A 25,816-nucleotide genomic window follows, 5' to 3' on the forward strand; every position below is an offset into this window, starting at 1 on the left:
CGGTCGAACTCGTCGACCCCGCCGATCTCCACGGTGACCGGTGACGAACCGCAACCGTTCGTCCTACCGTGGAACGAGCCGCACCTCCGGCGGCCCACAAGAAGGAGGCACCAGCCATGTCCGGCAAAGTTGTGCACTTCGAGATCCCGTTCGACGACGGTGACCGCGCCCGCAGCTTCTATCGGGAAGCATTCGGGTGGCAGATCAACGAGATGCCCGAGATGGACTACACGATCGTCGTCACCGGTCCGACAGACGAGACCGGAATGTCGTCCGAACCCGGCTACATCGGCGGCGGCATGATGCAGCGAGGGGAAGCCGCTGCACCGGTCGTCACCATCGACGTCGACAACATCGATCAGGCACTCGAAAAGATCGAATCACTGGGTGGGAAGACCGTCTCGCCCCGTACACCCGTGGGCACGATGGGTTTCGCGGCGTACTTCAAGGACTCCGAGGGCAACCTCATGGGGCTTTGGGAGACCGCGCGCGAGAACTGATACCCGCGTTGCCTGCACGCCGACGTTCGCCGGACGAGGCTGCCGGTCAGGCGGTCGCGTCCGCGACGTCGCCGCGAGCGAAGAGCTGAACGAGTGCGTCCCCGGCGCGCATGCAGGGGATCGACGACGCGGTCACGGCACGCAGGGTCGACGCCTCCGTGGGGGTGCAGACGCCACCCAGCACGTCGTCGGTCGCGATCGCGCACGTGATCAGATCCGGCGTGAACCGCCGGGTGGTCTCCCACCCCTGCTGCGAGGCCAGATCTCGCACGGACGTCCACTGGGAGATCTCGGCCTCGTCGGGATGACCGACGAACAACAGGCGCCTCTGGGTTGTAGTCACTGGGAACCCCCTGCTAACTCTGCGTGTGACCTCTCTATCGTGTGACGCTATCGCTCTTGTTACACAGAAGTGGGGTACGACACACCCGCTGTCGCGTCTCACAGGTCACGCGAGCTGATCGACCGGGGAACACGGCCGGGCGCCGACAGCGCATCGCTGTCGACGCCCGGAACGAGGGGCTCAGACGGTTGCGAGTTCGACCGTGCTCTCGGAGGCTTCGATTTCCCGAACCAGCGGCAGGACCTTCTCGCCGAAGTACTCGACCTCCTCCTGGAAGTGCAGGAACCCGGCGAGGATGAGGTCGACGCCGCGACGACGGTATTCGACGATGCGGTGCGCGACCTGCTCCGGTGTCCCGATCAGCTGGGTCCGGAAGCCGTCGTTGTACTGGACGAGGTCCTCGAACGTCGAGTCCGACCACATGCCCTTCTTGTCCGAGGTGGACGAGCCGGCATGCTTCACAGCAGCGCGGAAACCCTCGACCGCGGGCCGGTTCGCCTTCTCCACGATCTCGCGGAGGGTGTCCCGCGCTTCCTTCTCGGTGTCGCGGGCGATGACGAACCCGTTCAGCCCGACCTTGACTTCGCGCTTGTGGGCACGGGCGACATCGCGCAACTCGTCGATCTGCGCGGTGATGCCGTCGTAGTCCTTGCCGTTGCTGAAGTACCAGTCGGCGTAGCGTCCGCCGTTCGCGATCGCCGCGGTGGAGTTGCCGCCCTGGAAGAGTTCGGGGTTGGGTCGCTCGGGCGTGTTCGCGGGCTTCGGCTTCAGTGTGAAGTCGTGGATTCGGTAGAAGTCGCCGCGGAAATCGACGTCGTCCTCGGTCCAGATCTTCCGGAGCACCTGCAGGAACTCGGCGCTGCGCCGGTAGCGCTCGTCATGCTCGAGCCACGGCTCACCCATGTGGGTGAACTCGTCCTTGAACCAGCCGCTGACGACGTTCACGGCGAACCGGCCGCCGGAAAGCTGATCGGCAGTGGCGCCGAGCTTGGCCAGCACCGCAGGCTGCCACAGTCCCGGGTGGACGGCGGCGATGACTTTCAACCGCTCGGTGGCCAGCAACAACGCCAGGCTGAAACTTGTCGACTCGTGCTGGAACTCGGCGCCGTAGCTGGCCTCGTAACGCACCTGGCTCAGGGCGTACTCGAAACCGTTGTTCTCGGCGGTGCGAGCAAGCTTGACGTTGTAGTCGTAGTCCCAGCTGGTTCGCTGCTCGATGTCCGAGGTGACCAGACCTCCACTGACATTGGGCACCCAGTAGGCGAACGTGGTCCGGTCGGCAATGCGTTCGGTTGACATGGGTAACGATTCAATCGTTGTTCTGTGTCACTTCCAATAATAAAAATTCTCGGGATTCGAACTCTGTACCTGGCAGATCGTCCCCGTCGGTGTCGGAAAACGCCGCCCGGCCAGACTGCCGCCGGGCATGGTGAAATCACGAGACGGCCGCATGGAGTTGCGCAGTCGCATACCGAGGCGTGTCAGGGAGCGCATCGTTGTCGAGGCAGGAGCCGTCGGCAATGTGCGGCGGCATTATGGAGACGGGAACGGCCGGGACGAAACAATTCCGTCCCGGCCGTTCCCGCACTGCTCGAATGACCACTTCGTGCGCTCAGATCACCCCGTGCCTGGGCGGGGGCGTGCGGTCGAGGGTCCAGCGGCCGATGTGCTGGAGTTTCCATCGCGTCGCGTCGTGCAGCGTGTGGGTGCGCGCGTCGCGCCAGTAGCGGGACAGATTCGCCGCACCCGACGCACTGCGGGTACCGCCGAGCTCGAACAACACATTCGCGGCCTCGACGGCCGCCCGGGCGGCCGCGACCTTCGCGGTCGCGACCTCGATCGATGCGATTGCCGTGGATTCGTCGGTCGTGTCGGCGCGCGCGGCATCGACCGCGCGGGCCGCCACCGACAGCAGCGCCTGCGCGGCCCGCACCGTCACCGTCACTTCACCGGCAATCTGAACCAGGAGCGGATCGTCCGTGGCCCGAGCGACATTCGCCTCGAAATGTGGGCGGGCTCGTCCTGCCTGGACGACCGCCTCGCGGAGCGCTCCGGTTGCGATGCCCACGTCGATCGCTGTGTGTACGAGCTGGGCTTGCGAGCCGTAGGTGTTCGGACCGGCGAAGACAGGAGAGTAGGGCACCACCGACGACGCGGGCACCACCACGTGGTCGAGTGTGACGGTGCCGCTGGCCGTGGTGCGCTGACCCATCCCGTCCCAGTCGTCGACGATCGTGAGCCCCTCGGTGTCGCGCGGAACGAACGCCACCGCCTTCGGTGTGCTTGCATCCGGGGTGCCGGGCCCTTCGAAGAGGCTGGCGCGCACCATGATCCAGTCGGCGAACAATGCGCCGGTGCTGTAGAACTTGCGGCCCGACAGGACGTAGTCTTCGCCGATCCGGGTCAGCACCGTGGTGTCGACGTTGATCGGATGCGGTCCGCGTTCGCTCTGCGCGTTCGCCAGGAGCGCGCCGGAGAGCACCTCGCCGTAGAAGAAGCGTTGCTGGTCGGGGCTGCCTTGGGTGCGCAGTGCCTCGAGGAACGTGAAGTGCGACTGCGGGATCTGGCCGATGCTCGGATCGCCCGCCGCGAGCAGACGGAAGATCTCCGCAACCACCTCGAACGGCACATCGAGACCGCCGTATGCGCGCGGCACCGTCACCGCGAGCAACCCGGACGCCGCCAGTTGCCGAATCTGTGCGTGCGGCAGTTCCCGCTCGGCGTCGCGTCGGGCGGCATCGCCGGCGAACTCTTCGGACAGTTGCGCGGCGACTTCGAGTGCGTCGTCGATGCTCGTGATGCGGACCGCGGTCGGTGCGGCGGTCACCTCGACGCCACCGCGAGGAACGGCACGTTCCCGGTTCCGGTGGTGTCGATGCCACCGGTGAACAGTCCGCGTTCGCGCAGCACGGACAACACACCCTCGCCGAACCAGTACAGCTCTTCGAGGTGCGGGTATCCCGACAGCACGAATTCGTCGATGCCGAGGGCGGCGTATTCGGCGATGCGGTCGGCGACCTCGGTGTGGCTGCCGACCAGCGCGGTGCCTGCGCCGCCGCGCACGAGCCCGACACCGGCCCACAGGTTCGGTGCCACCTCGAGATTGCGGGCGTCGCGCCAGTCGCCGCTGCGCCGGTTGGCCTCGTGCAGGGCCAGCATGCGGCGCTGCCCCTCGGATTCGCTGCGGGCCAGGCCGGCCTGGGCGGTGGCGACCGCATCGGGACCCAGGGCCGCGACGAGCTTGTCGGCCTGCGCCCACGCCTCCTCCGCGGTGTCGCGGGTGATGACGTGCAGCCGGATCCCGAAGCGGACGGTGCGGCCACGGGCGGCGGCGAGATCGCGGATCCAGCCGATCTTCTGGGCGACGGCGGCGGGCGGTTCGCCCCAGGTGAGGTACACATCGGAGTGCTCGGCGGCGACCGGGCCCGCGGCCGGCGACGATCCGCCGAAGTAGAGCGGGGGAACCGGGCTCGGAAGCGTCGCGAGCGCCGCCTCGTCGACATTGATGTGCTGTCCGTGGTGGGTCACGGTTTCGCCGGCCCACAGTCGCCGGACGATGGAGAGGAATTCGTCGGCGCGGGCGTAGCGATCGTCCTTGCCGAGGTGGTCGCCGTAGGCACGCTGTTCATGGGCTTCGCCGCCGGTGACGACGTTGAGCAGGATGCGGCCGGGGGCGTGCAACGAGAACGTGGCGGCCATCTGTGCCGCCAGGGTGGGGCTGATCAGGCCGGGTCGGAACGCGACGAGGAACGCGAGCTTCTCGGATTCGCGGGCGACCATCGCCGTGGTGAGGAATGCGTCCTCGCACCAGGCTCCGGTGGGGGTGAGCGCTCCGGTGAAACCGAACTCTTCCGCAGCTCGGGCGATCGACGACAGGTAGCCGATGCTCGCTCGCCGGTCGCCACCGGCTTTCCCTGCTGGAGTGCCGTGACCACCTCCGACGATCGAGCGGCTGTCGCCGTAGGTGGGAAGAAACCAGTGGAACGCTAAAGACATGATCGTGAACGGTAGGGGCCGATCGTCGCGCTGTCGAGGATTACAATCAGCGTGATTGCAACCCTGGATGCCGCTCGGGTTTCTTGTGCGGTCCCGATTCGGTGACAGGCCCTGCCGAGTGGCGAGTTCTCCGCACTCGTGGACCGAGGTGCCGTTCGCGTCGTGGTCGGCGCCGAGTTCGATCTCGACCACGCCGCCGACGCGCAGCCCGCGGCCGTGCGCCGCGGTGGCTTCGGCAAGAGTCGCTCGCGAGAACCCGAATCCGCGGGACCGGCTCGTCGCGCAGGTGTCGTGGATGCGGGATCTGGCGACCTCCCCGGGATATCGCGGCTGCGTATTCGTCTTTACCGCAGCGGAATTCGATTACGATCACGTCCGTATACGATCGGAGTGTCTCCGACTACCGCGTGATCCCCACCGTCGCTTCGAGATCCGACAGCGCCCGTTCCGTGAGCGGGATGAGCGTCTCGATGTCGGGAAGTTGTTCTCGCCCCGCGACGTACCCGATGTCGAGCTTGTCGTCGTACGAGCACACGGTGATGTTGAGGGCGAGACCGTCGTACACCGTGGAGACCGGGTAGATCGCCTCGAGGTGGGCGCCGTTCCAGTACCGGTCGGTGGGCGGACCCGGCACGTTCGACAACGCCAGGTTGAACGCCGGCCGCGGAGTCGGCGCGAACGGAATCTGGGGGAGCAGCACCGTCGGCGCGATGGCGGGCAGGGCCACGGCCAGCGACGCTCCCGACCCGAGATCGGCGACCTGCTCTTTCGCCTCCGACATGGACCGATGAACGGTGGCGAGCCGCTGCGCCGGATCGTCCAGTTCGGTGCCGAGCGTGCACAGCGCGACACCGAACGCATTGGCGGCGGCGTCGTCCGCGGCGGCGTCGCGGGGCCGGACCGTGATCGGGCAGATCGCGACCAGGGATTCGTCGGGAAGTTCGTCGTGGGCGAGCAGCCAGTACCGCAGGACACCGGCGACGACGGCGGTCAGGACGTCGTTGGTGGTGGTGCCCGTTTCCTTGGCGACCGCGCGGACGCGGGCACGGGAGATCTCGGCCCCGGCGACGGAGCGCGCGGGCGCGAGCCTGCCGTTGAACCTGGTGTCGGGCGCCGAGAACGGCAGGGTCGCGCTGCCTCCGGTCAACGCCTTGAAGACGTTCAGGAATCCACCCTTGCCGAGTCGTACCGCGAAGTCCGCGCCTGCCGCCGCGGCCTCGACAGTCGAGCGGGCCAGTGCGAGCGGCCCCGGGAACCGGGTGCCGGCACTCGAATCCCGTTCCCGGGAGGGCTCTGCGGTGAACAACTGCATGCCACGGCGGTCCGGATCGTCGCACACCCAGGACTCGATCATCCGGATGCCGCCGATGCCGTCGACAACCGAATGGTGCACCTTGACGAGCAATCCGATCCGATCGCCGTCGAAACCGTCGATCACGTGCACCTGCCACATGGGCCGCGACCGATCGAGCGGCTCGGCGTGCACGTCACCGACGAACGACCACAGTGCCTCCCGGCCCGAACCGGCCGGCAGCGTCCTCCGGAACACGTGCTCGCTCATGTCCGGGTCGGCGTCGCGCCAGGTCCACGCCCCGCCCGTGTCGACGCCGCGGTGCGGACGACGGCGCAGCCGCGGGTCGAGGAGGTCCGCGTCGACACGGCACGCGCGGTGGATCTCGTCGACGAAGGCAGACCCGGCACCCTCGGGCGGTGCCAGGACGATCAGCGCAGAAATGTGCATCGGATTCGACAGCTCCTCGGCCGTCATCATCAAGGCACCCATCGCGTCCATTGCCGCCATCGCACTACCTCCCCCGCCTGTGGCCCCGTGTCAGGACTCCCCGCCGCAGCTTCGCACGTCGGCAACCGAACGGCTCGCTGCGCAGGCGGTGTGTCGCACGCGCCGCCTACCCGGGCGGCGCCGGTGGGGCGTGGTCCGGCGCGATCTGTGCACCGATCTCCCGGAACAGGGCCTGGGCCTGATTCGAGTATGCGCCGGTGTCGGCGAACGCTTCCGGACCGTAGGTCGCCGCGACCGCGATCGCGATCTTCCGGTCCGGCAGATACGCCTCGACCGCCGAGTACCCGGCGAACAGCGGGTTCTGCAGCAGCCAGTCGCCGGAGATCACGACGCCCAGCCCGTACGTGTAGCCCTCGGTCTGTTCGGCGCACGTCGCGCAGCCGGGTTGTGCGTGTGTCCTGCCGCGCAGATCGGTCGAGACCATCGCTCGGTGCGACTCGGGGGAGAGCAACCGGCCGGTGCCCACCGCGACCGCGGTGTCGTGGAGGTCGTAGATGTTGCTGGTCTGGACGGCGCCGTTCGTGATCGTCCACGACGGATCCCAGAAGCTGGTCTCCTCGTAGAACGGAGTGGTGGGAGGAATACCCAGGAACTGGCGGCGCTCCGAACTGAACGCGTGCAGCACGGGATCCGGGATCGCCGGGGTCTGCGTCGCCTGGGTGTCGTCGAGTTGCAGTGGGTCCAGGATCCGTTCCTGCACAAGCGTTTCGACGGTCTTACCGGTGATCTTCTCGAGAGCCAGGCCGAGGATCACGTAGTTGGTGTGCGCGTAGTTCCAGTTGGTGCCGGGCTCGTACAGCAACGGTTTCGACGTCGCATACGAGAGAAGCTCCTCGGGTGTCCACGACCGGAACGGATCGGCGTAGATCGCGTTCGCGAACTCGTCGTTGCCGATGACGTAATCCGGGTAGCCCGAGGTCATCTGCGCGAGCTGGCCGAGCGTGACGCGGTCGGTGTGCGGGATGTCCGGCAGCCACCGGGACACCCGGTCGTCGAGCGTCACCGTGCCCTCGTCGACCAGCTGCAGCAGCACCGTCGAGATGTACGAGATCGCGACGGCGCCGTTGCGGAAGTGCATGTCCGGGGTCGCGGGCACCCCGGTCATCGACTCGCCGACCGCGCGCGTGACGATCTCCTCGCCGTCCTCGGTGACCCGGACGATCACCGCCCGCAGGTGACGGTCCGCCATCGCCTGCTCGACGATCCGCATGATCGCGTCGGCCTGCGCGGGGTCGGCGCTCTCGACGCCGGCGGGTGTCCGCGCCGTGTCCTGCAACCCGTTCGACGACGAACACGCAGCCAGTATCCCGAACGCGCAGAACAGCGCGAGAACCCTCCACCCGATCGACATATCGGCAGTCTGTCAGGTCCGCCGCGACACTGCCGGTATTCTCGTCCCGTCGAACCTTCCGGGAACCGTGAACGGGCGGTGCACATGGCCGAAAACGGCGTGATGGTGGTCGGAGTCGACGGATCGCGGTCCGCCACCGATGCCGCGAAATGGGCGGCGGCGGTCGCGGCGCGTCGGCGATGCGGACTCCACGTCGTGTACGTCCTGCCGGAGCGGCGCCGCCCGAGTACCGCGCCCGAGGTGGGTGGCCGGGAACCGTTGGCCGAGGAGCAATATCGCGCAGCGGAAGCGATCGTCACCGACGTCGTCACCGTCGTGCGCGCGTATTTTCCGCGGCTGGAGGTCGAGGGCCGGGTCGAATCCGGGCCGGTCACCACGGCACTGGCCGCCGCGAGCGCAGGCGCCCACCTGGTCGTGCTGGGGCACAGCGGAAGCGGCAGCGGCGCACTCGAAGCACTGCTGCGCCGGTCCACGGCGCAGGACCTGGTGCGACGTGCCTCCTGCCCGGTCGCGAGCTGGCGGGGACAGCCGGGCCGCCTTCCCGACGACGAGCGTCCGGTCGTCGTCGGTATCGAACCGGGACCGCGCGGCGCGAGCGTCGCGCTGGTGGCGTTCGAGCTGGCCGCACTGTTCGGGACCTCCGTGGTGGCGGTACACGCGTGGTTCTCGCTGCCGGGGGTGACCGAGCCGTCCCGCGGCGTGCCGCCGGAGGCCCTGGCCGCTGCCCGGGAGCGGTTTCCGCAGGTGCCCGTCGTCGAAGTGTCCGTCGAGGGCGATCCGGCCGACGCGCTGCTCGGGCACGCCGCCGATGCCCAGCTGATCTGCGTCGGCAGTCACGGCCGCGGCCGGTTCGCCGGCGCGGTGATCGGGTCGGTCGGCCGCGATGTGCTGCAGCGCAGCGGATGTCCCGTGGTGATCTGTCCGCCCGCGAGATAGGAATCCCGGCCGCGGATCCGGGTGCGGGCCGCGGTGTTACGAAATCCCGTCGGGGTTCGATACCCGCTCTGTGCTCGACACGCGAGCGCATCCGACGAAGGGATGGGGAATTGAGGGGGAAGACCACGGCCGCGTTGCTGAGCAGCGCGGCCGCGATCGTGGTGGCCTGCACTGCGGTGGGGAATGCGCAGGCTGCCGTTCCGGCGCGGGACGCGTTCCCGGCGCCGCTGTTCCGCGAGGACGCGTCGTGCGACGCGCAGATCGATCTCGCGGCACCCGAGGTGTTCGCGGCGATCGACGAGATGCCTGCGCCGCAGCAGATTCCGGACGCGACCTGGCTCTACGCGTACAACGGCAACTACAACCGCTGCACCGACCTGAGCTACGCGCAGGTCGGGATCGTCGACGCCACCGGCTGGTCGCCGACACATCTGCTGTTGTTCCACCGCGGTAGCTATCTGGGCACCGCGACCGGATGCGCGCTGCACCCGACGGTCGTGGCGGAGACGGCCGACTCGATCCACGTCGAATACCACTACCCGCGGGAAGGGGAGATCCACGCTGCCGCGACCGGCTTCGCGGCGCAGACCTTCCGCTGGTGGGAAGGGGACGTGATCACGGAGGGCGGTCTGCCCCACGACTACCTCGCGATGAACTTCTGCGACGTGTGGTGACCGGCGCGCTCCCGGGCCCGTTCTCGTGACAGGCCCGGGAGCGCGTGCGATCGTGGGAGAGCACGGAGAGCGGGACGAACATGGTCACCCACACCCTCGACACCGATTACCTGGTGGTGGGCGCCGGCGCCGCCGGGATGGCGTTCACCGACGCGCTGATCGCCGATTCCGACGCCGACGTCGTGATGGTCGACCGCAGGCACGCGCCGGGCGGGCACTGGAACGATGCCTACCCGTTCGTGAGGCTGCACCAGCCGTCGGCCTACTACGGGGTGAACTCGCTGCCGCTCGGCGCCGACACCATCGATCGGACCGGGCCGAACGCCGGCATGTACGAGCAGGCCGGGGCCGCCGAGATCTGCGGATACTACGACCGGGTCATGCGCACGTCGTTGCTCGATTCCGGTGCGGTCCGGTACTTCCCGATGTGCGAATACGTCGGTGGGGAGCGCTTCGTCTCGCGCCTGTCCGGCGAGTGTTTCGAGGTGAAGGTCCGGGAGGCGGTGGTCGACGCCACCTATCTCGAACCGGCGGTCCCGGCGACCACTGCGCCGCCGTTCGCCGTCGCCCCGGACGCCCAATGCATTCCCGTCGGCGAGTTGCCGCACGTGGCGGGACCGGCCGGATGCTACGTCGTGATCGGTGCCGGCAAGACCGCGATCGACGCGTGCCTGTGGCTGCTGCAGACCGGTGTCGACCCGGACGCGATCCGGTGGATCAAGCCGCGGGAGGCGTGGCTGCGGAACCGGTTCTTCGCGCAGGGCGGCGAACTGGTGGACGATCTGATCGAAGGCATCGCGCGGCAACTGGAATCGGCGGCGCACGCGACCTCGCCGGACGACCTGTTCGCCCGGCTCGAGGCAAGCGAACAGCTGTTCCGGGTCGACGACCGCGTCACACCCTCGATGTACAAGGCGCCGACGATGAGCACCGCCGAGTTGAAGATGCTGCGGCAGATCCGGGATGTGGTGCGGCTCGGGCATGTACGACGCCTCGACGGCCGGGAGATCCACCTCGACGGCGGCACGGTCGCGACCGTGCCGGACGCGGTGCACGTGCACTGCGCCGCCCGCGGCCTGAATCCGGCACCGGCCGTGCCGATCTTCGCGCCCGGCCGGATCACGCTGCAGCCCGTCCGGTCGGGGCTCGTCCCGTTCAACGCCGCGATGGTCGGGTTCGTGGAGTCGACCGGCCGTCCCCTCGACGAGAAGAACCGGCTGTGCCCGACGAACCGGTTGCCCGACGTTCCGCTCGACTGGGCGCGGGGTCTGCTCGTCGAGATGTCCGCCGACCGGATGTGGTCGAAGGAACCGGACATCGCGGAGTGGCTCGAACGCGCCCGTCTCAACACGGCCCGAGGGCTGCGGCAGCATTTCGACCGGCCGAAGGTGCAGGACGCGATGGCCCGGTACCTCGCGAACGTCCGTCCCGCGCTCGCGACACTGCGCGCGATGGTCCCGTAGAACGAGCCGCGGTTTGCGATGATCGACGGGCTCGAACGGGACGGTCCCGGCGGGCAGACCGGGCCCGACCCACGGCAGGAGAACGAGTGACGACGACCAGCCCCACCCCTCGAGTTCGCCCGCGTCGGCACGTCCTGCGGTGGGTTCTGGCAGTGATCGTCGTGGTGCTCGCGATCATCGCCGCGTCCTTCGCCCTGACGCCGACGCCCGGGGCGCTTCTGGTCCGCGTGCTGTTCGAACGTGGTGCCCGTGACCAGACCGCGAAACTCGAGGTCGGGGCCCCGGTCACCGATCTCGTCGCCGACGTGCCGTATCGCGCCGGCGACCCCGACGCGTATCTCGACGTCTACACCCCGACCGGAACGACGACCGCGCTGCCGACGATCGTGTGGACGCACGGCGGCGCGTGGCTGTCCGGGGACCGGACGAACTATGCCGGTTACTACCGGCGGCTCGCGGACGCCGGGTTCACCGTGGTCTCGCTCGGCTACTCGCTCGCCCCCGAACATCGCTACCCGACGCCCGTGCACCAGCTCAACGACGCGCACGCCTACCTGGTCGAGCACGCGGACGAACTGCACATCGACCCGGATCGCATCGTCCTGGCGGGTGATTCCGCGGGCGCACAGTTGTCGGCGCAGCTCGCCGCGGCGGTCACCGACCCGGCCTATGCCGCCGCGATCGGGATCACTCCGGCGCTGACCCCGGAGCGGCTGCGCGGCGTGGTGCTCAACTGCGGAATCTACGACGTTCCCGCGATGGGCGGCAGCGGCGGCCTGATCGGGTGGGGTGTGAAGCAGGCTTTGTGGGCCTACACGGGGGCCCGGGACTTCCGCTCCTCGGAGGCGGCCGCGCAGATGTCCACGCTGCGGTGGGTCACCGGCGAGTTCCCCGCCACCTACATCACCGGCGGCAACGGCGATCCCCTGACGAACACCCAGTCGAAACCGTTGGCTGCGAAGCTCACCGACCTCGGTGTCACCGTCGACGCCCTGTTCTATCCCGAGGACCACGAGCCGGAACTGGGCCACGAGTACCAGTTCGATCTCTCGCTCGAAGACGCTCGGATCGCCCTCGAGCGGACCATCGAGTTCGCCCGCAAAGTGACCGAATCGGAGCACCCGGGCGCCTGATTCTCCGGGCCGGACGGGCCCGCGGCAGGGCGTCGTCGGCTTTGCCGGGAGCGCTGTAGGCGACCCCCGCGGAGGACGCTATTGTTTGCGCCCATGTCCAAAGAATTTTCTTTCAGCGCCGATATCGACCACGACGTGGAGCGGGTCCACGCCGCCCTGATCAGCGAGGAGTACTGGAAGGGCCGCCTGGGCGGAAGCACGACCGGCTCAGTGGAAATCGCTTCCCCGGCAGGTCCCGGCACGGTCAAGGTCACGCTCACCGACGAGACCGACACCTCGGGACTTCCGGCTGTGGTCCGCGGCATTCTGCGCGGACCGCTGGTGATGCAGCGGACCGACGAGTGGGGCCCGCTCGAGGGCGGTGCCGCACAGGGCACGCTGACCGGTGGCTCGTCCAGCTTCCCGGTGTCGATCGAGGGGCGCTCCGAGCTGCGCGCTCGCGACGGCGGTGCGGTCCTCGAGGTCCGCGGCCAGGTCACCGTCAAGGTTCCGGTCGTCGGTGGCCAGATCGAGGGTCTGGTCCTGCAGATGGTCGAGGCCATCGTCTCCGGTGACGGCAACGCTCTGAACGAGATCCTCTCCGGAAACTGATTCGTCGAGGGGCGTCGCGGGACCGCGCGTGCGGTCCGGCGGCGCCCCGAGCTTCTCAGCCGACCGGCACCGAGTCCTCGAGTGCCGTGGCTTCGACCACCTTCGCGACCCGCTCGGTGTCGGCGGTGGTCCACCCGTCGGGAGGCGCGATCGCGGCCCAGCCGTACGGGATCAGATCCTCGTAGTTGTGCCCGTGCCCGACCGGTGGTGAGGTGCCGCGCATGACATCGCCGGCCACCTGCCAGAACGTGACGATCGGATACCAGCGCATCGACGGAACCCGGTCCGGGCCGGGCGGTTCGGAGAGCCAGTCGGGGCGGGTGAACAGCAGGTCCGGGCCCCACCACACGACCGGATCGGACGCGTGCTGCAGATACAGGACCCGCGGGTCGAGCCACGGCTGCCCGTTCGGTTCCAGCGCTTCCACGCTGTCGGCGAACCGGACCTCGAGACCACCGTGGTAGGTGGGCAACACCTCGGTGCTGCCGGGATCGCGCCCGTCCACCAGCGAACGCCACAGGGTGTTCGAATTCGGTGGTCCCACGAACAACGCCCCGTCGACGGACGAGCGCAGGTCCGCGATGTCGTCGAACGCGGCCTCCGCGGACTGCGACCCGAGGCTCTCTCCGTAGACGAGCAGCCGGGGACGCGCATCCTCCGGCAGCTGCGACCACCGCTCCTGCACCCCGTCGATCAGCGCCTCGCCCGCGGAAGCTGCCGCGGACCCGTCGGTGAGGAACGAAATCCAGCTCGGCAGATACGAATACTGGATCGCGGCGATCGCGGTGTCCCCGTTGTACATCAGCTCGATCGAATCCGCCGCGACGGGATTGACCCAGCCGGTGCCGGTGGTCGCGGAGACCACGAGCACCTGCCGATCCCACGCCCCGGTGCGGTCGAGTTCGTCGAGCACCAGGTCGACCTGGGCGGCGGTGTCCGGCGCCGATTCCAGCCCCGCGTACACGCGGATCGGTTCACGCGCCGGAAGGCCGTTGATCGCGGTCAGTTCGGCGGCCCGTGCGCCGCCGTCGACGAACGAGCGACCCTGCCGGCCGAGGGTGTCCCAGGGGGCCGTCGACATCGGGCTGCCGGACCGCTCGGGTTCCACCGGCTGCGTGTCGCCGGGATCGGTGCTGTTGTTGTCGCCGGAGAAGACCAGGTTCGCGGCCTTGGAACTGCCGGCCAGCAGTACCTGGTCGACGAACACGACGACGAGGACGGCCAGCAGGACCGGGGCGACCACGTGGGCGATCGGAACCGGAATGTGCAGGCGCGCACCGAGAAACCGCGCGAACGCGTCGGCGAGGCGGCGCAGGCCCCGGGCGATCAGCAGCACCACGGCGAAGACGGCGGCGACGACGAGACCGGTGCGCAGATACGCGAACGAGGAGGTTGCGTCCATGCCCATGAGGGCTTCGATCTCGTTCTGCCGATCGGCGGCGACGAGCAGCGCCGCGACCACCAGTGCGACGACGAGCACCGCCACCACGGCCTGGGTGATCTGCCGGACCGTGTGGCGGCGGCGCCACCATGTCAGGTGCGGCACGATCCACCGTCGTGCCGGGTAGGCGATCAGCACGCCGATGCCGTAGCCGGTCACGGCGGTGATGCCGCTGATCAACCCCTGATACAACCAGTCCCGGGGGATCAGGGACGGGCTCAGGCTCCACGCGAAGAACAACAGGCCGACGACGAGCCCGACGAAATCCAGTCCGAGGACCGTCACGGGATGAGCGCGCGTGTCGTCTGTGCCGGGCGCGTCCGTGCCCGGCGCGTCGGGGGTTCGTGGGGCGTTCACCCGCCGACACTAACCTGCGCGGGTGCTTCGCGCCGTCGCGACGGAGCGCCGTCAGTCGCCCACCCGTTCGCCGGTCTCGACGTCGAACAGGTGCACCGTGCCTTCGCGCTTGCGCAGGTGCACGGTGTCGGCGAGTCGGGCGGGGGTTCGGGTCAGCGCCCGCGCGACCACCTGGTTCCCGCTGCCGGGAATCCGCGTATACAGATACGACTCGCTGCCGAGTTCCTCGACGAGCTCGACGACGGCCTCGACGCCCTCGTCGGCGATCTCGAAGTCCTCCGGCCGGATACCGGCGGTGACCTCTTCGATGCCGGCCGCGCGCAGCTTGGCGATCCGCTGCCGCTCGACGGGGACGACGGTGCTGCCGACGACGACGCCGTTGTCGGCGACCCGCGCCGTGAGCAGGTTCATCGAGGGGGAGCCGATGAAACCGGCGACGAAGGCGTTGGCGGGACGGTCGTAGAGCTCGGTGGGGCTGGAGAACTGCTGCAGCACCCCCTTCTTCAACACGGCCACGCGATCGCCCATCGTCATCGCCTCCACCTGGTCGTGGGTGACGTACACGGTGGTGGTGCCCAGGCGTCGCTGCAGCGCCGCGATCTCCGTGCGGGTCTGCACGCGCAGCTTCGCGTCGAGATTCGACAGCGGCTCGTCCATGCAGAACACCTGCGGTTCACGCACGATCGCGCGTCCCATCGCGACCCGCTGACGCTGCCCGCCCGAGAGCTTGGCCGGCTTGCGGTCGAGGTAGTCGGTGAGATCGAGGATCTTCGCGGCCTCCTCGACCTTGCGGCGACGCTCGTCGGCGCTCACGCCGCGCATCTTGAGTGCGAAGCCCATGTTCTCGGCGACCGTCTTGTTCGGATACAGCGCGTAGTTCTGGAAGACCATCGCGATGTCCCGGTCCTTCGACGGCACTCCGGTCATGTCCTTACCGCCGATCGAGATCGATCCCTCGTCGATGTCCTCGAGTCCGGCGAGCATCCGCAGCGCCGTGCTCTTGCCGGAGCCGGACGGTCCGACCAGGACCACGAATTCACCGTCCTCGATGTCGAGGTTCAGCGAGTCGACCGCGAACGTGTCGGAGTTCTCGTAGATGCACGAGGCGTTGGCGTAGGTGATGTCAGCCATGATGGAAGTCCTTGCTGGTAAAGAGGTTCGGGTCTACTTGATGGCGCCGAACGACAGGCCGCGTACGAGCTTGTTCTGGGCGAGCCAACCGGCGAGGACGACCGGAAGTGCCGCCATCGTCGCCGCGGCGGACAGCCGCGCCCAGTACAGGCCCTCACCGGTGATGAAGCCGACGAGGAAGACCGGAATCGTCTGTGCCTGAACGGCAGTGAGGTTGACCGCGAAGAAGAATTCGTTCCACGAGAAGATCACGCAGATCAGGGCGGTCGCGGCGATGCCGGGGGAGACCAGGGGCAGGATCAGCTCCCGCACCGCGGTCCACAGGCTCGCGCCGTCCATGCTCGCCGCTTCCAGGAGTTCGCCCGGAACCTCGAGGAAGAACGAGCGCATCATCCACACCGCGATGGGCAGGTTCATCGCCGTGTAGAGGACGATCAGGGCCCAGATGTTGTCGAGCAGACCGACCTCGGCGACGATCACGTACAGCGGGATGATCGCGGCGACGATCGGCAGCATCTTGGTGCTGATGAAGAAGAACAGCACGTCCTTGGTCTTGCGCACCGGGCGCAGCGACAGCGCGAACGCCGCCGGAATGCCCAGCAGCAGAACCAGGATCGTGGAGACGATCGTGGCGAACGCCGAGTTGAGCAGGCTCGTTCCGACTCCGGTCTCGAACACTCCGCGGAACTGGTCCAGGGTGGGGGAGAAGAAGAACTTCGGCGGGGCGGAGTAGGCGTCGGCCTCCTGCTTGAAGGCGGTGAGCACCATCCAGAAGACGGGGAAGAAGAAGCCGATGGCCGCGATCCAGGCAACGACTCCCCACGGATTCATCCGGCGGTTCTTGCGCTTGCGCGCGGTCCGGGCGACGCGGCCGGTCGGTGCCGCGGTGTCCGATGCCTGCGGCGTCGTGACGGTGGTGCTCATGCCGCCTCCTCCCTGCCGGTGAACGATGTGAAGATCAGGCGCAGGGCGAAGGTCGCGACGACGATGGTGCCGACGACGACCACCACGCCCATGGCGGCGGCCTGACCGATGTCGAAGCCCAGGAATGCGCGCTGGTAGATGTAGAACGGCAGGTTGGCGCTGGCTGTGCCGGGACCGCCCTGGGTCATCATGTAGATCGCGTCGAACGTGTTGACCAGGTAGATCGCGCCGAGTACGGTGCCGAGTTCGATGAACCGGCGCAGGTGCGGCAGCGTCAGTTCACGGAACAGGGCGAAGGCCCCGGCCCCGTCGACCCGGCCCGCCTCGAGGATGTCGCGGGGCATCGACTGCAGGCCGGCGAGGATGAGCAGCATCATGAACGGCGTCCACTGCCAGATCAGCGCGATCATGACCGCGGGCAACGGGAAGCGGCTGATCCAGTCGACCTCGCCGACACCGAACGGCGAGAGCACGAAGTTGACGATGCCGAAGACGGGATCGAACATCGCCGTCTTCCACACCAGGGCGGCGGCCACCGGGGTGACGAGGAACGGTGTGATCAGCAGCGTCCGGGCGATGCCGCGCCCGAGGAAGGCCCGGTCCAGCAGCAGGGCGAGCATCAGGCCGAGGATTACCGAGACCAGCACCGTGCCGACGATGAGGACGACGGTGTTGATCGCCACCTGCCAGAACTGGCTGTCCTGGAAGACGTCGACGTAGTTCTGGAGGCCGACGAACCGGCGGGAGCCGGGGCGGACGAGGTTCCACGACTGCGTCGAGTAGTACAGGGTGAACAGGAACGGAACCTGGGTGACCACGATCGTGAAGATCAGGGCCGGGAGCAGAGGACCGCGCCGGCGCCAGCCCTCGGCCCGCGAGACCCTCTCCTCCTTGGAGTCCCGGAGCGAACGGATGCGCTCGGTCGTGTCCGGTGTCGGACGCTGCGCTGCAGGTGCGGTCATGACGACGCCTCCCGATAGGTCTCGCCGACGGCCTCGGCGTACTTCTGTGCTTGCTCGAGTGCCTCGTCGACCGTCTGACGTCCGGCGATGGCCGCGCTGATCTGCTGGCTGACCCGGGTGCCGAGATCCTGGAACTCGGGGATGGCCACGAACTGGATGCCCGTGTAGGGAACGGGGTCGACCGTGGGGTTCTTCTGATCGGCGGTCTCGATGGATTCGAGGGTGATCGGACCGTAGGCCGCTGCGGCCTCGGCGTATTCGGGAATCTCGTAGGTCGACAACCGGCTGCCCGGCGGAACCCGTTCCCAGCCGAGTTGCTCGCCGACGGTGCGCAGGTAGTCCCGGTCGGTCATCCACGAGATGAACTTCCACGCGTCGTCGGTGTGTTCACTGCTCGCGGGGATGCCGAGCGACCACGTGTACAACCAGCCGGAGGGGTCCTTCTCCCGCACCGGAGCCGCCGCGTACCCGATCTTCCCCACGACGTTGCTCGACGCGGGATCCTCGAGCGTCGACACCGCGGACGTCGAGTCGTACCACATGGCGACCCGGCCCTGGGCGAGTTGCGTTGCGCACTCGCTGAATCCGCTCGTGGCAGCGCCGGGCTGGCCGTACTCGCGGACGAGATCGACGTAGAACTGCACGGCCTCGCGGAACTCGGGACTGTTCAGCTGCGCGTTCCAGTTCTCGTCGAACCACCGGCCGCCGAACGTGTTGACGACGGTGTCGAGCGGCGCGAGCAGTTCGCCCCAGCCGGGCTTGCCGCGTAGACAGATCCCGTTCACGTCCGGGCTGTCGAGTCGCGCGGCGGCGTCGGCGACCTCGGTCCAGGTCGGGGGATCGGACAGCGTGATTCCGGCTTCCTCGAACAGATCCTTGCGGTACATGAGGAACGACGATTCGCCGTAGAACGGCACCGAATACAGATCGCCTTCGTACGACAGTGCTTCCCGCAGCGAGGGGATGATGTCGTCCGCGTCGTAGCCCTCGGTCTGCTCGATGTACGGCGACAGGTTCGTCAGCCACCCATACTCCGCCCACTGGGGCGTCTCGTAGTTGCTGATCATCACGACGTCGAACTCGCCCCCGCCCATCGCCGTGGAGGCGGTGATCTTGGCGCGGGCCTGGTTCTCGGAGAGGGTGACGAATTTCAGGTCGATCTCGGGATTCTCGGCTTCGAACTGCGACGCGAGTTGCTGTGCGTCCTGCATCTGGGAGTTCGACACCATCGCGATGGTGACGGTCCGGCCGGATGTGCCGAGGGATCCGGCGCCGGCGCACCCGCTGAGCGCGAGGCACAGGGTTGCGGCGCCCGCGACGGCCGCGCGGGTGGATCTTCTTGCTGTAGGCACGATGGACTACCTCGTTTCGGTGCTGTTCGTCCGTCGGCGACGGGTGCTGTTCATCCGTCGGCGAAGGGTGCTGCCTCGTCGTGCACGGAGGCGGTCTCGGGTGCCCGATCCGTACCGAGCAGGTACTGGGCGCAGGCGATGTCGCACACGAGCATCGTGGCGAGCCCACCGCGGAGCGCGCCGAGGACGGCGCGGTGCTTCGATTGCCCTCCGGTGACGAGAATCGTTGTGGTGCAGTCTCTTACATCTTCGAGCGGAACGGACATCGTACGTGCCTCGAGGTCGCCGCGGACGGGGGTGCCGTCGGTGTGGAAGAACCGGCCGCCGATCTCCCCGACGGCGCCGAGGCTGTCGAGTTCGTCGAGCACGGTGGTGTCGAGGAAACTGCCCTCGAACAGGGTGGTGGCCGTGGAGACGGCGCCGACCCCGTAGATCATCATGTCGGCGCTGCGGCCGATTTCCAGGGTGCGGGAGATGAGCGAGTCGGCGCGCATCGACGCCACGGTCGCCGCGTCGGCGTAGAGGGGAGTGGGAAGCCGAAGCGGTTGTGCCCGGAGCTGTTCCGCGCACCGGCCGAGGACGAACTCGGTGCCCGTCTGGTAGGTGCTCGCGGAGGCCGAGCCGTCGAGCTGGACGATCCGCGCGCATGCGGCGACACCGGAGGGCAGGGCCTGCGCGACGGCGACGGTTTCCGGTCCCCACGTGAACCCGAGGGTATCGGTCGGGCGGATGCGGCGGGTGAGCAGAGCTGCGGCGGCACGCCCGAGTGCGGCGAAGCTCGCGGAGTCCTCGACCGGGCCGGTGTCGTCGACGCGGGCGCCGACCACCACGGCCTCGGTGAGGCCGTACCGCTCCTCGAGGGCGCGTTCGAGGTCGGCGTGCAGGTCGTCGCGCAGGGACGGCGGCACGGCGACCTCGATGCGGACGATTCCCTGGGCTCGGGCCCGGGCCACCAGGCGGCCCGCGGTGGGCCGGGAGACCCCGAGGCGTTGCGCGACCTCGGCCTGGGTGAGTCCGTCGAGGTAGTAGAGCGTCGCGGCGCGCACGGCGAGGCGCAGGTCCTCGGGTGTCGCCGAGGTGTCCTTCTCTGCGGTGGTGGTCGTGCCGGGCGTGGTCACACGCTCTCCTTGACTTGTGAGCATTTGCTCATAGGTGCGTTCATTTGCTCACTACGCTAGCATCGCAGTGTGACCTACACAACAGTCGTCGCTTCGATCCCCCGAACCATGCGCGCCGCGGTTCTCGTGGAATCGGGCCGAATCGAGATGCAGGAGCGACCCGTACCCGCTCCCGACCCCGGGGACGTCCTCGTCCGGGTCACCACGGTCGGGGTGTGCGGATCGGACACGCACTACTACCGGGAAGGGCGAATCGGCGAGTTCGTCGTCACCGGCCCCCTCGTCCTGGGGCACGAAGCCGCCGGGGTCGTCGTCGCCGTGGGCAAGGGTGTGCCCGCGCACCGGATCGGAGAGCGGGTGTCGATCGAACCGCAACGCCCCGATCCGCTCACCGAGGAGACCCGGCGCGGCGACTACAACCTGTGCCCGCACATGCGGTTCTTCGCCACCCCGCCCGTCGACGGGGCGCTGTGCGAGTACGTCACCATCGGCGCCGCCTTCGCGCACCCCGTGCCGGCGGCCGTCTCGGACGACGCCGCGGCCCTGTGCGAACCGCTGTCCGTCGGCATCGCCGCCGTGCGCAAGGCCCGGATCACGGCCGGATCGCGCGTCCTGGTCACCGGGGCCGGACCGGTCGGCATCGTCGTCGCCCAGGTCGCCCGGGCATTCGGTGCGCTCGAGATCGTGGTGACCGACCTCGACGAACGACGCCGCACGAGCGCACTGTCGTACGGTGCCACCCGCGCACTCGACCCGCGCGTGGACGACCCGGCGAGCCTGCAGGTGGACAGCTACATCGACGCCTCCGGCGCTCCGAGCGCGGTGGACTCCGGGATCCGGGCGGTCCGTCCCGGAGGCACCGTCGTACTCGTCGGCGCCGGCGCGGAGACGATGACGCTTCCGGTGCAGATCATTCAGAACCGCGAACTCGTCCTCACCGGCGTGTTCCGCTATGCGAACACGTGGCCGACGGCGCTCGCCCTCGTCGAGTCGGGACGGGTGGATCTCGACACCATGGTCACCGCGCGGTTCTCGCTCGACAAGACCGCCGAGGCGCTCGAATCCGACCGGACGCCCGGGAACATCAAGGCCGTCGTCGACGTGACCGATCGGCCCGGAGAGGAATGACCACCATGCGCGTGAGCCGGCAGACACTGCCCCACCTGCAGGTACCCGTACCGAGTTATCGCCGCGAGGACGTCACCGTCGGCATCGTGCACTTCGGTGTCGGCGGCTTCCACCGCGCCCACCAGGCCATGTACGTCGACCGGCTCCTCGAGCAGGGGCTCGCGCAGGACTGGGGCATCTGCGGCGTCGGGGTGATGCCGCGCGACCGCCGGATGCAGGAGGCCCTCGACGAGCAGGACGGTCTCTACACTCTCGTCCTCACGCACCCGGACGGCAGATGGGAGCCGCGGGTGATCGGATCGATCGTCGACTACCGTTACGCCCCCGACGATCCCGAGGCCGTCGTCGAACTCCTCGCGGCGCCGACCACGCGGATCGTCTCGCTGACCATCACCGAGGGCGGCTACAACATTCGGCACCACACCGGGGAATTCGACGCCGACGATCCCGCGGTCCGGCGCGACCTCGACTCCGGCGAGCCGCCGGCCACCGTGTTCGGGCTCGTCACCGAGGCTCTCGCCCGTCGGCGTGCCCGTGGACTGCGGGCGCCGACGGTGATGTCCTGCGACAACATCGAAGGCAACGGCGACGTCGCCCGGCGGGTGTTCACCGCCTACGCCCGGCTCGTCGATCCCGAACTGGCACAGTGGATCTCCGACAACGTCCGGTTTCCGAACTCGATGGTCGACCGGATCACCCCCGTCACGACCGACGAGGTCGTGACGGCGCTGTCCGAACGCTTCGACGTGCAGGACCGCTGGCCGGTCGCCGCCGAACCGTTCGCCGCGTGGGTCCTCGAGGAGGATTTCGCGGACGGCCGGCCCCCCTTCGAGAAGGCAGGGGTGCAGGTCGTCGACGACGTCGCGCCCTACGAACTGATGAAACTGCGCCTGCTCAACGCCGGTCACCAGGGGCTCGGCTATTTCGGGTATCTGATGGGATACCGGCTCGTCCACGACGCCGCGCAGGACCCGCTCATCGCCGGATTCCTCCGCGACTACATGGACCGCGAGGCCACACCCACACTGAAACCGGTGCCGGGTATCGATCTCGACGACTACAAGCGCACGCTCATCGAACGATTCGCCAACCCCGAGATCCGCGACACCGTCGCCCGGCTGTGTGCCGAATCGTCCGACCGGATCCCCAAATGGCTGGTGCCGGTGATTCGGGAGAACCTGGCCGCGGGAGGTCCCGTGCGACTGTCCGCCGCCATCGTCGCGTCGTGGGCCCGCTACGCCGAGGGCGTCGACGAACACGGGCAACCCATCGAGGTGGTCGACCGGCTCGCCGACACGCTCGTTCCCCTCGCGCGCCGGCAACGGTCGCACCCCACCGCGTTCGTCGAGAACACCGAGGTGTTCGGCGATCTCGCCGGCAACCGCCGGTTCGTCGACGCCTACACCGGGGCGCTCGACACCCTGCACCGCGACGGTGCACGGGCCACGCTGGAAGTGCTTGCGGGAGAACACCGATGAACGGGCACGCGCTGGTGGTCGGAGAAGCGCTCGTCGACATCGTGCAGCGGGACGGGAAGGAACCCGTCGAACACGTGGGTGGAAGCCCGCTCAACGTCGCGGTGGGACTCGGACGTCTCGGCCGGGCGGTGCGGTTCACGACGCGGGTCGCGGACGATCCGCGGGGCACCCGCATCATCGACCACCTTGCCGGATCCGGCGTGAGCCTGACCCCGGGCAGTGCCGCCGCCGAACGCACCGCCACCGCACAGGCCACGATCGACGACCGAGGCGCCGCCCACTACGAATTCGACATCGCCTGGGATCCCGTCGAACCCCCGCCCACGGTCGACGCCGTCCTCGTGCACACCGGGTCCATCGCCGTCGTGCTGGAACCGGGCTGCGACCTCGTCGCGGAACTGGTTGCGCAGCAGTCGAGCGCATCCACGGTGAGTTTCGACCCGAACATCCGGCCGGCGCTGATCTCCGATGTCGCCCGGGGCCGGGCCCGCATCGAACGCCTCGTCGCGCTCGCCGACGTCGTCAAGGCCAGCGACGAGGACCTCGCGTGGTTCGCGCCCGACCGCGACCCACTCGACACCGCACGCGACTGGCTCTCGCGCGGACCGGCGATCGTCGTCGTCACCCGCGGCGCGGAAGGCGCCGTGGCGGTGTGCGCGGCTGGTGTCGTCGAGGTCCCGGCGGTACAGGTCGAGGTGGCCGATACCGTCGGTGCCGGCGATGCGTTCACCGCCGGACTGCTCGACGGACTGTGGACCCGCGGCCTGCTCGGTGCCGACCGGCGGGACGCGTTGCGTGCCATCACGGTCGACGACCTGCGCGACGTGCTCGGGACGGCGGCGTGGACGTCGGCGCTGACTGTCGCGCGTGCCGGAGCCGACCTGCCCACCCGTGCCGAGCGGGACGCCGCGCAGGAGGGCGTCGCGTGACCCCCGTCGAGGGGGTCGGCCCGTCCGTGCTCGTCGCCGGAGTCGACTCCTCCACGCAGTCCTGCAAGGTCGTCGTGTGCGACGCCGAGACCGGTGCCGTCGTGCGCGAGGGCCGCGCGGCGCATCCGTCCGGCACCGAAGTGGATCCGGTGGCGTGGCGGTCGGCCTACGAGCTGGCGTGTGCCGAGGCCGGGGGGCTCGACGACGTCGCGGCCGTCGCGGTCGGTGCGCAGCAGCACGGCATGGTGTGCCTCGACGTCGAGGGTGCCGTCGTGCGCGATGCGCTGCTGTGGAACGACACCCGATCATCTTCTGCTGCACAGGATCTCGTCGATGAACTGGGTGGCGTCGCGACGTGGGCCGACGCCGTCGGCGTGGTTCCGCTCGCCGCGATCACCGTTGCGAAGGCGCGGTGGCTCGCCGACCACGAACCCGGCAACGCACGGCGCACCGCTGCCCTGTGCCTGCCGCACGACTGGCTCACCTGGACACTGCGCACCGACCGGACCCTCGACGCTCTGGTCACCGACCGTAGCGACGCCAGCGGCACCGGATATTTCGACGCGGCAACCGACACCTACCGCCGCGATCTGCTCGAACTGGCGCTGCGCCGCCGTCCTCCGGTTCTCCCGCGGGTCGCCGGGCCGGCCGAGCAAGTGGGGCGGACCCCGTCGGGCGCGGTACTCGGCCCGGGCGCCGGTGACAACGCCGCCGCGGCCCTGGCGCTCGATGTCCGTGAGGGCGACGTCGTCGTCTCGATCGGCACCTCGGGGGTGGTGTCCGCCGTCTCGCCGACACCCGCGCGGGACGCCGACGGTTACGTCGCGGGCTTCGCCGATGCGACCGGGCGGCACCTGCCGTTGGTGTGCACGCTCAACGGTGCCCGAGTTCTCGACGCCACGGCGACGATGCTCGGCGTCGACCACGCCGAACTCTCCCGCCTGGCACTGTCGGCCCCACCGGGCAGCGGCGGCCTGGTGCTGGTCCCGTACCTCGAGGGGGAGCGGACCCCGAACCGGCCCGACGCCACCGGCGCCCTGCACGGACTGAACCTGGCCACCGCGACCCCGGCGCATCTCGCGCGTGCCGCCGTCGAAGGTCTGCTCTGCTCGCTCGCCGAGGGCATCGACCACATCGTCGCGCAGGGCACGCACGTGCGCCGGGTGCTGCTGATCGGGGGTGGAGCCCGCTCGCGGGCACTGTGTGAACTCGCCCCCGCCGTCCTCGGTATGCCCGTCGACGTCCCCGAACCGGGTGAGTACGTCGCGCGCGGCGCGGCGCGGCAGGCCGCCTGGACGCTGCGCGGCGGTGACGAGCCTCCGGTCGGGGAGCCGGGTGCGGTCCGGCGTTTCGAAGCCGACCCGACTCCGCACGTGCGGGAGCGCTACGCGCAGGTGCGAGACCTGACCGACGGTGCGCCGGTTCAGAAGTTGCCCTCGGCGACCTGAAAACACACCAGGCCCATCCGCCGCCACATGCGCACCACCTGATCGCGATCGTCGAGGACCGCGACGATGCGGTAGCGGTGCCGGATGTGGGCGTCGAACAACTCGGCCTTGACGATCGAATCCTTGCGATTGTCACCGGCCGCGCGCATGTACAGCTCGTCGTACGGGATCTCGTGCCGGGCGAGCCACTCCTCGGTCTCGGGACGGCAGACGCCGTCGCGGCCCGAGAGCAGCACGACGGCGAACCCGTCGGGCGCGGCGGCGAACGCTCTGACCGCGGCCTCGACGGCGGGGGAGACGGTGTCCTCACCCACCCGGTGCCAGTGATAGGGACTGCGGTCGCTCATGTGCGCGAGAGTGCCGTCGATGTCGACGAGCCAGGCCGGGGGCAGCGTCGGATCCTCGACGTACCGCGCCGGTGGCGGAGCCGCCCCGCTCGGAGGACGATGCCGTTTCCTCGCCGGGTGCTCTCGGTGTCGGGTCTTCCTGGTCACGACCGTGGATACCACCTGTTGCCTTCGGTGGAACGGAGGCGCACTGTGGGATAACGGCGGGACGTCCCAGGTGGTGTCCGGGTAGGGGGTTCGGTGGGTGCGGTAGGGGGTTCGGTGGGCGCGACATCCGAAACATCCGATCGCAGCAGGTCGGCCGCGGCTCGCCGCGTGGGTTACGTCGTGGCGGTGCTGATCGATGCCGCGATGCTGTACGCGATCAACGTCCGGCCCGGCTGGGAGGTGGTGCCCTTCCTCACCGAGGACAC

Annotated in this window: 23 protein-coding genes; 10 read left to right on the forward strand and 13 right to left on the reverse strand. The window is 68.9% G+C overall.

Annotated elements, in window-relative coordinates; all coding sequences use genetic code 11:
• The first annotated feature begins 116 nt into the window (after nt 1-116).
• Complete coding sequence (locus I0Q12_RS26325) at nt 117-500, forward strand: VOC family protein (RefSeq protein WP_197256217.1); 384 nt, start codon at nt 117-119, stop codon at nt 498-500.
• 46 nt (nt 501-546) lie between these two features.
• Here the strand turns inward: I0Q12_RS26325 and I0Q12_RS26330 are convergent, their stop codons facing one another.
• From I0Q12_RS26330 to I0Q12_RS26355, 6 genes are all read right to left on the reverse strand, one after another.
• The gene (locus I0Q12_RS26330) at nt 547-843 is read right to left on the reverse strand and encodes a hypothetical protein (protein WP_197256219.1); all 297 of its coding nucleotides are present in this window, start codon (nt 841-843) and stop codon (nt 547-549) included.
• A 180-nt stretch (nt 844-1,023) separates the two neighbouring features.
• Nucleotides 1,024-2,142, reverse strand: a complete 1,119-nt coding sequence (gene sfnG / locus I0Q12_RS26335) for a dimethylsulfone monooxygenase SfnG (RefSeq protein WP_197256221.1) — start codon at nt 2,140-2,142, stop codon at nt 1,024-1,026.
• A gap of 313 nt (nt 2,143-2,455) precedes the next feature.
• On the reverse strand, nt 2,456-3,670 hold the full coding sequence (locus I0Q12_RS26340) for an SfnB family sulfur acquisition oxidoreductase (RefSeq protein WP_197256223.1): 1,215 nt from the start codon (nt 3,668-3,670) through the stop codon (nt 2,456-2,458).
• Nucleotides 3,667-4,839, reverse strand: a complete 1,173-nt coding sequence (locus I0Q12_RS26345; protein ID WP_197256225.1) for an LLM class flavin-dependent oxidoreductase — start codon at nt 4,837-4,839, stop codon at nt 3,667-3,669. The genes I0Q12_RS26340 and I0Q12_RS26345 overlap by 4 nt, the downstream gene beginning before the upstream one ends.
• A 400-nt stretch (nt 4,840-5,239) precedes the next feature.
• Entirely contained in the window at nt 5,240-6,640 is a 1,401-nt protein-coding gene (locus tag I0Q12_RS26350; protein WP_197256227.1) for a wax ester/triacylglycerol synthase family O-acyltransferase, read from the reverse strand.
• Between the two features lie 106 nt (nt 6,641-6,746).
• The gene (locus I0Q12_RS26355; RefSeq protein ID WP_197256229.1) at nt 6,747-7,991 is read right to left on the reverse strand and encodes a serine hydrolase; all 1,245 of its coding nucleotides are present in this window, start codon (nt 7,989-7,991) and stop codon (nt 6,747-6,749) included.
• A gap of 84 nt (nt 7,992-8,075) precedes the next feature.
• On the opposite strand from I0Q12_RS26355, the gene I0Q12_RS26360 reads away from it, so the two are divergent.
• The 5 genes from I0Q12_RS26360 to I0Q12_RS26380 all read left to right on the forward strand — a co-directional run bounded on the left by I0Q12_RS26360 (nt 8,076) and on the right by I0Q12_RS26380 (nt 12,788).
• A complete protein-coding gene (locus I0Q12_RS26360) occupies nt 8,076-8,927 on the forward strand; it encodes a universal stress protein (RefSeq protein ID WP_197256231.1) in 852 nt (283 codons plus the stop codon).
• Nucleotides 8,928-9,037: 110 nt separating this feature from the next.
• Nucleotides 9,038-9,601 carry an LppP/LprE family lipoprotein gene (locus tag I0Q12_RS26365; protein WP_231611488.1) on the forward strand — a complete coding sequence of 188 codons (564 nt, stop codon included), beginning with the start codon at nt 9,038-9,040 and terminating at the stop codon, nt 9,599-9,601.
• Nucleotides 9,602-9,681: 80 nt separating this feature from the next.
• Complete coding sequence (locus I0Q12_RS26370) at nt 9,682-11,064, forward strand: NAD(P)-binding protein (protein ID WP_197256235.1); 1,383 nt, start codon at nt 9,682-9,684, stop codon at nt 11,062-11,064.
• Nucleotides 11,065-11,150: 86 nt separating this feature from the next.
• Nucleotides 11,151-12,197: an alpha/beta hydrolase gene (locus tag I0Q12_RS26375; protein WP_248675006.1), complete on the forward strand. Its 1,047-nt coding sequence runs from the start codon at nt 11,151-11,153 to the stop codon at nt 12,195-12,197.
• Between the two features lie 93 nt (nt 12,198-12,290).
• Nucleotides 12,291-12,788: a DUF2505 domain-containing protein gene (locus I0Q12_RS26380; RefSeq protein ID WP_197256237.1), complete on the forward strand. Its 498-nt coding sequence runs from the start codon at nt 12,291-12,293 to the stop codon at nt 12,786-12,788.
• A 55-nt stretch (nt 12,789-12,843) separates the two neighbouring features.
• On the opposite strand, the gene I0Q12_RS26385 is transcribed toward I0Q12_RS26380, so the two are convergent.
• From I0Q12_RS26385 to I0Q12_RS26410, 6 genes are read right to left on the reverse strand one after another with little or no spacing between them, the layout of a single operon-like run.
• Entirely contained in the window at nt 12,844-14,586 is a 1,743-nt protein-coding gene (locus I0Q12_RS26385) for an alpha/beta-hydrolase family protein (RefSeq protein ID WP_197256239.1), read from the reverse strand.
• Nucleotides 14,587-14,637: 51 nt separating this feature from the next.
• The gene (locus I0Q12_RS26390) at nt 14,638-15,717 is read right to left on the reverse strand and encodes an ABC transporter ATP-binding protein (protein WP_197256240.1); all 1,080 of its coding nucleotides are present in this window, start codon (nt 15,715-15,717) and stop codon (nt 14,638-14,640) included.
• Nucleotides 15,718-15,750: 33 nt separating this feature from the next.
• Complete coding sequence (locus I0Q12_RS26395; protein ID WP_197256241.1) at nt 15,751-16,641, reverse strand: carbohydrate ABC transporter permease; 891 nt, start codon at nt 16,639-16,641, stop codon at nt 15,751-15,753.
• Entirely contained in the window at nt 16,638-17,603 is a 966-nt protein-coding gene (locus I0Q12_RS26400; protein WP_197256242.1) for a carbohydrate ABC transporter permease, read from the reverse strand. Before I0Q12_RS26400 ends, I0Q12_RS26395 begins: the two co-directional genes overlap by 4 nt.
• Nucleotides 17,600-18,955, reverse strand: coding sequence for a sugar ABC transporter substrate-binding protein (locus I0Q12_RS26405; protein ID WP_197256243.1), 1,356 nt, complete (start codon nt 18,953-18,955; stop codon nt 17,600-17,602). Before I0Q12_RS26405 ends, I0Q12_RS26400 begins: the two co-directional genes overlap by 4 nt.
• Nucleotides 18,956-19,005: 50 nt before the next feature.
• Entirely contained in the window at nt 19,006-20,073 is a 1,068-nt protein-coding gene (locus I0Q12_RS26410) for a sugar-binding transcriptional regulator (RefSeq protein WP_248675005.1), read from the reverse strand.
• A 108-nt stretch (nt 20,074-20,181) separates the two neighbouring features.
• Here I0Q12_RS26410 and I0Q12_RS26415 point away from each other — a divergent pair, with 108 nt between their 5' ends.
• The 4 genes from I0Q12_RS26415 to I0Q12_RS26430 are packed head-to-tail and all read left to right on the forward strand — an operon-like array spanning nt 20,182 to nt 25,056.
• On the forward strand, nt 20,182-21,201 hold the full coding sequence (locus I0Q12_RS26415) for an NAD(P)-dependent alcohol dehydrogenase (protein WP_197256250.1): 1,020 nt from the start codon (nt 20,182-20,184) through the stop codon (nt 21,199-21,201).
• A gap of 5 nt (nt 21,202-21,206) precedes the next feature.
• Nucleotides 21,207-22,679: a mannitol dehydrogenase family protein gene (locus I0Q12_RS26420; RefSeq protein WP_197256252.1), complete on the forward strand. Its 1,473-nt coding sequence runs from the start codon at nt 21,207-21,209 to the stop codon at nt 22,677-22,679.
• The gene (locus tag I0Q12_RS26425) at nt 22,676-23,608 is read left to right on the forward strand and encodes a carbohydrate kinase (RefSeq protein ID WP_197256245.1); all 933 of its coding nucleotides are present in this window, start codon (nt 22,676-22,678) and stop codon (nt 23,606-23,608) included. The genes I0Q12_RS26420 and I0Q12_RS26425 overlap by 4 nt, the downstream gene beginning before the upstream one ends.
• A complete protein-coding gene (locus I0Q12_RS26430; protein ID WP_307846541.1) occupies nt 23,605-25,056 on the forward strand; it encodes an FGGY-family carbohydrate kinase in 1,452 nt (483 codons plus the stop codon). Before I0Q12_RS26425 ends, I0Q12_RS26430 begins: the two co-directional genes overlap by 4 nt.
• On the opposite strand, the gene I0Q12_RS26435 is transcribed toward I0Q12_RS26430, so the two are convergent.
• Nucleotides 25,032-25,403 (reverse strand): polynucleotide kinase, encoded by a 372-nt coding sequence (locus tag I0Q12_RS26435; protein ID WP_231611489.1) that lies wholly within the window; start codon nt 25,401-25,403, stop codon nt 25,032-25,034. The genes I0Q12_RS26430 and I0Q12_RS26435 overlap by 25 nt on opposite strands.
• Nucleotides 25,404-25,816 lie beyond the last annotated feature (413 nt).

Source organism: Rhodococcus sp. CX (genome assembly GCF_015865005.1).
GTDB lineage: Bacteria > Actinomycetota > Actinomycetes > Mycobacteriales > Mycobacteriaceae > Rhodococcus.

Excerpts from the sequence above, each read along its gene's own strand:
- I0Q12_RS26325 (WP_197256217.1), top strand. The coding sequence starts at position 117 with ATGTCCGGCAAAGTTGTGCACTTCGAGATCCCGTTCGACGACGGTGAC.
- sfnG (WP_197256221.1), bottom strand. The coding sequence starts at position 2,142 with ATGTCAACCGAACGCATTGCCGACCGGACCACGTTCGCCTACTGGGTG.
- I0Q12_RS26345 (WP_197256225.1), bottom strand. The coding sequence starts at position 4,839 with ATGTCTTTAGCGTTCCACTGGTTTCTTCCCACCTACGGCGACAGCCGC.
- I0Q12_RS26350 (WP_197256227.1), bottom strand. The coding sequence starts at position 6,640 with ATGGCGGCAATGGACGCGATGGGTGCCTTGATGATGACGGCCGAGGAG.
- I0Q12_RS26355 (WP_197256229.1), bottom strand. The coding sequence starts at position 7,991 with ATGTCGATCGGGTGGAGGGTTCTCGCGCTGTTCTGCGCGTTCGGGATA.
- I0Q12_RS26360 (WP_197256231.1), top strand. The coding sequence starts at position 8,076 with ATGGCCGAAAACGGCGTGATGGTGGTCGGAGTCGACGGATCGCGGTCC.
- I0Q12_RS26370 (WP_197256235.1), top strand. The coding sequence starts at position 9,682 with ATGGTCACCCACACCCTCGACACCGATTACCTGGTGGTGGGCGCCGGC.
- I0Q12_RS26380 (WP_197256237.1), top strand. The coding sequence starts at position 12,291 with ATGTCCAAAGAATTTTCTTTCAGCGCCGATATCGACCACGACGTGGAG.
- I0Q12_RS26390 (WP_197256240.1), bottom strand. The coding sequence starts at position 15,717 with ATGGCTGACATCACCTACGCCAACGCCTCGTGCATCTACGAGAACTCC.
- I0Q12_RS26395 (WP_197256241.1), bottom strand. The coding sequence starts at position 16,641 with ATGAGCACCACCGTCACGACGCCGCAGGCATCGGACACCGCGGCACCG.
- I0Q12_RS26400 (WP_197256242.1), bottom strand. The coding sequence starts at position 17,603 with ATGACCGCACCTGCAGCGCAGCGTCCGACACCGGACACGACCGAGCGC.
- I0Q12_RS26415 (WP_197256250.1), top strand. The coding sequence starts at position 20,182 with ATGCGCGCCGCGGTTCTCGTGGAATCGGGCCGAATCGAGATGCAGGAG.
- I0Q12_RS26420 (WP_197256252.1), top strand. The coding sequence starts at position 21,207 with ATGCGCGTGAGCCGGCAGACACTGCCCCACCTGCAGGTACCCGTACCG.
- I0Q12_RS26425 (WP_197256245.1), top strand. The coding sequence starts at position 22,676 with ATGAACGGGCACGCGCTGGTGGTCGGAGAAGCGCTCGTCGACATCGTG.
- I0Q12_RS26435 (WP_231611489.1), bottom strand. The coding sequence starts at position 25,403 with ATGAGCGACCGCAGTCCCTATCACTGGCACCGGGTGGGTGAGGACACC.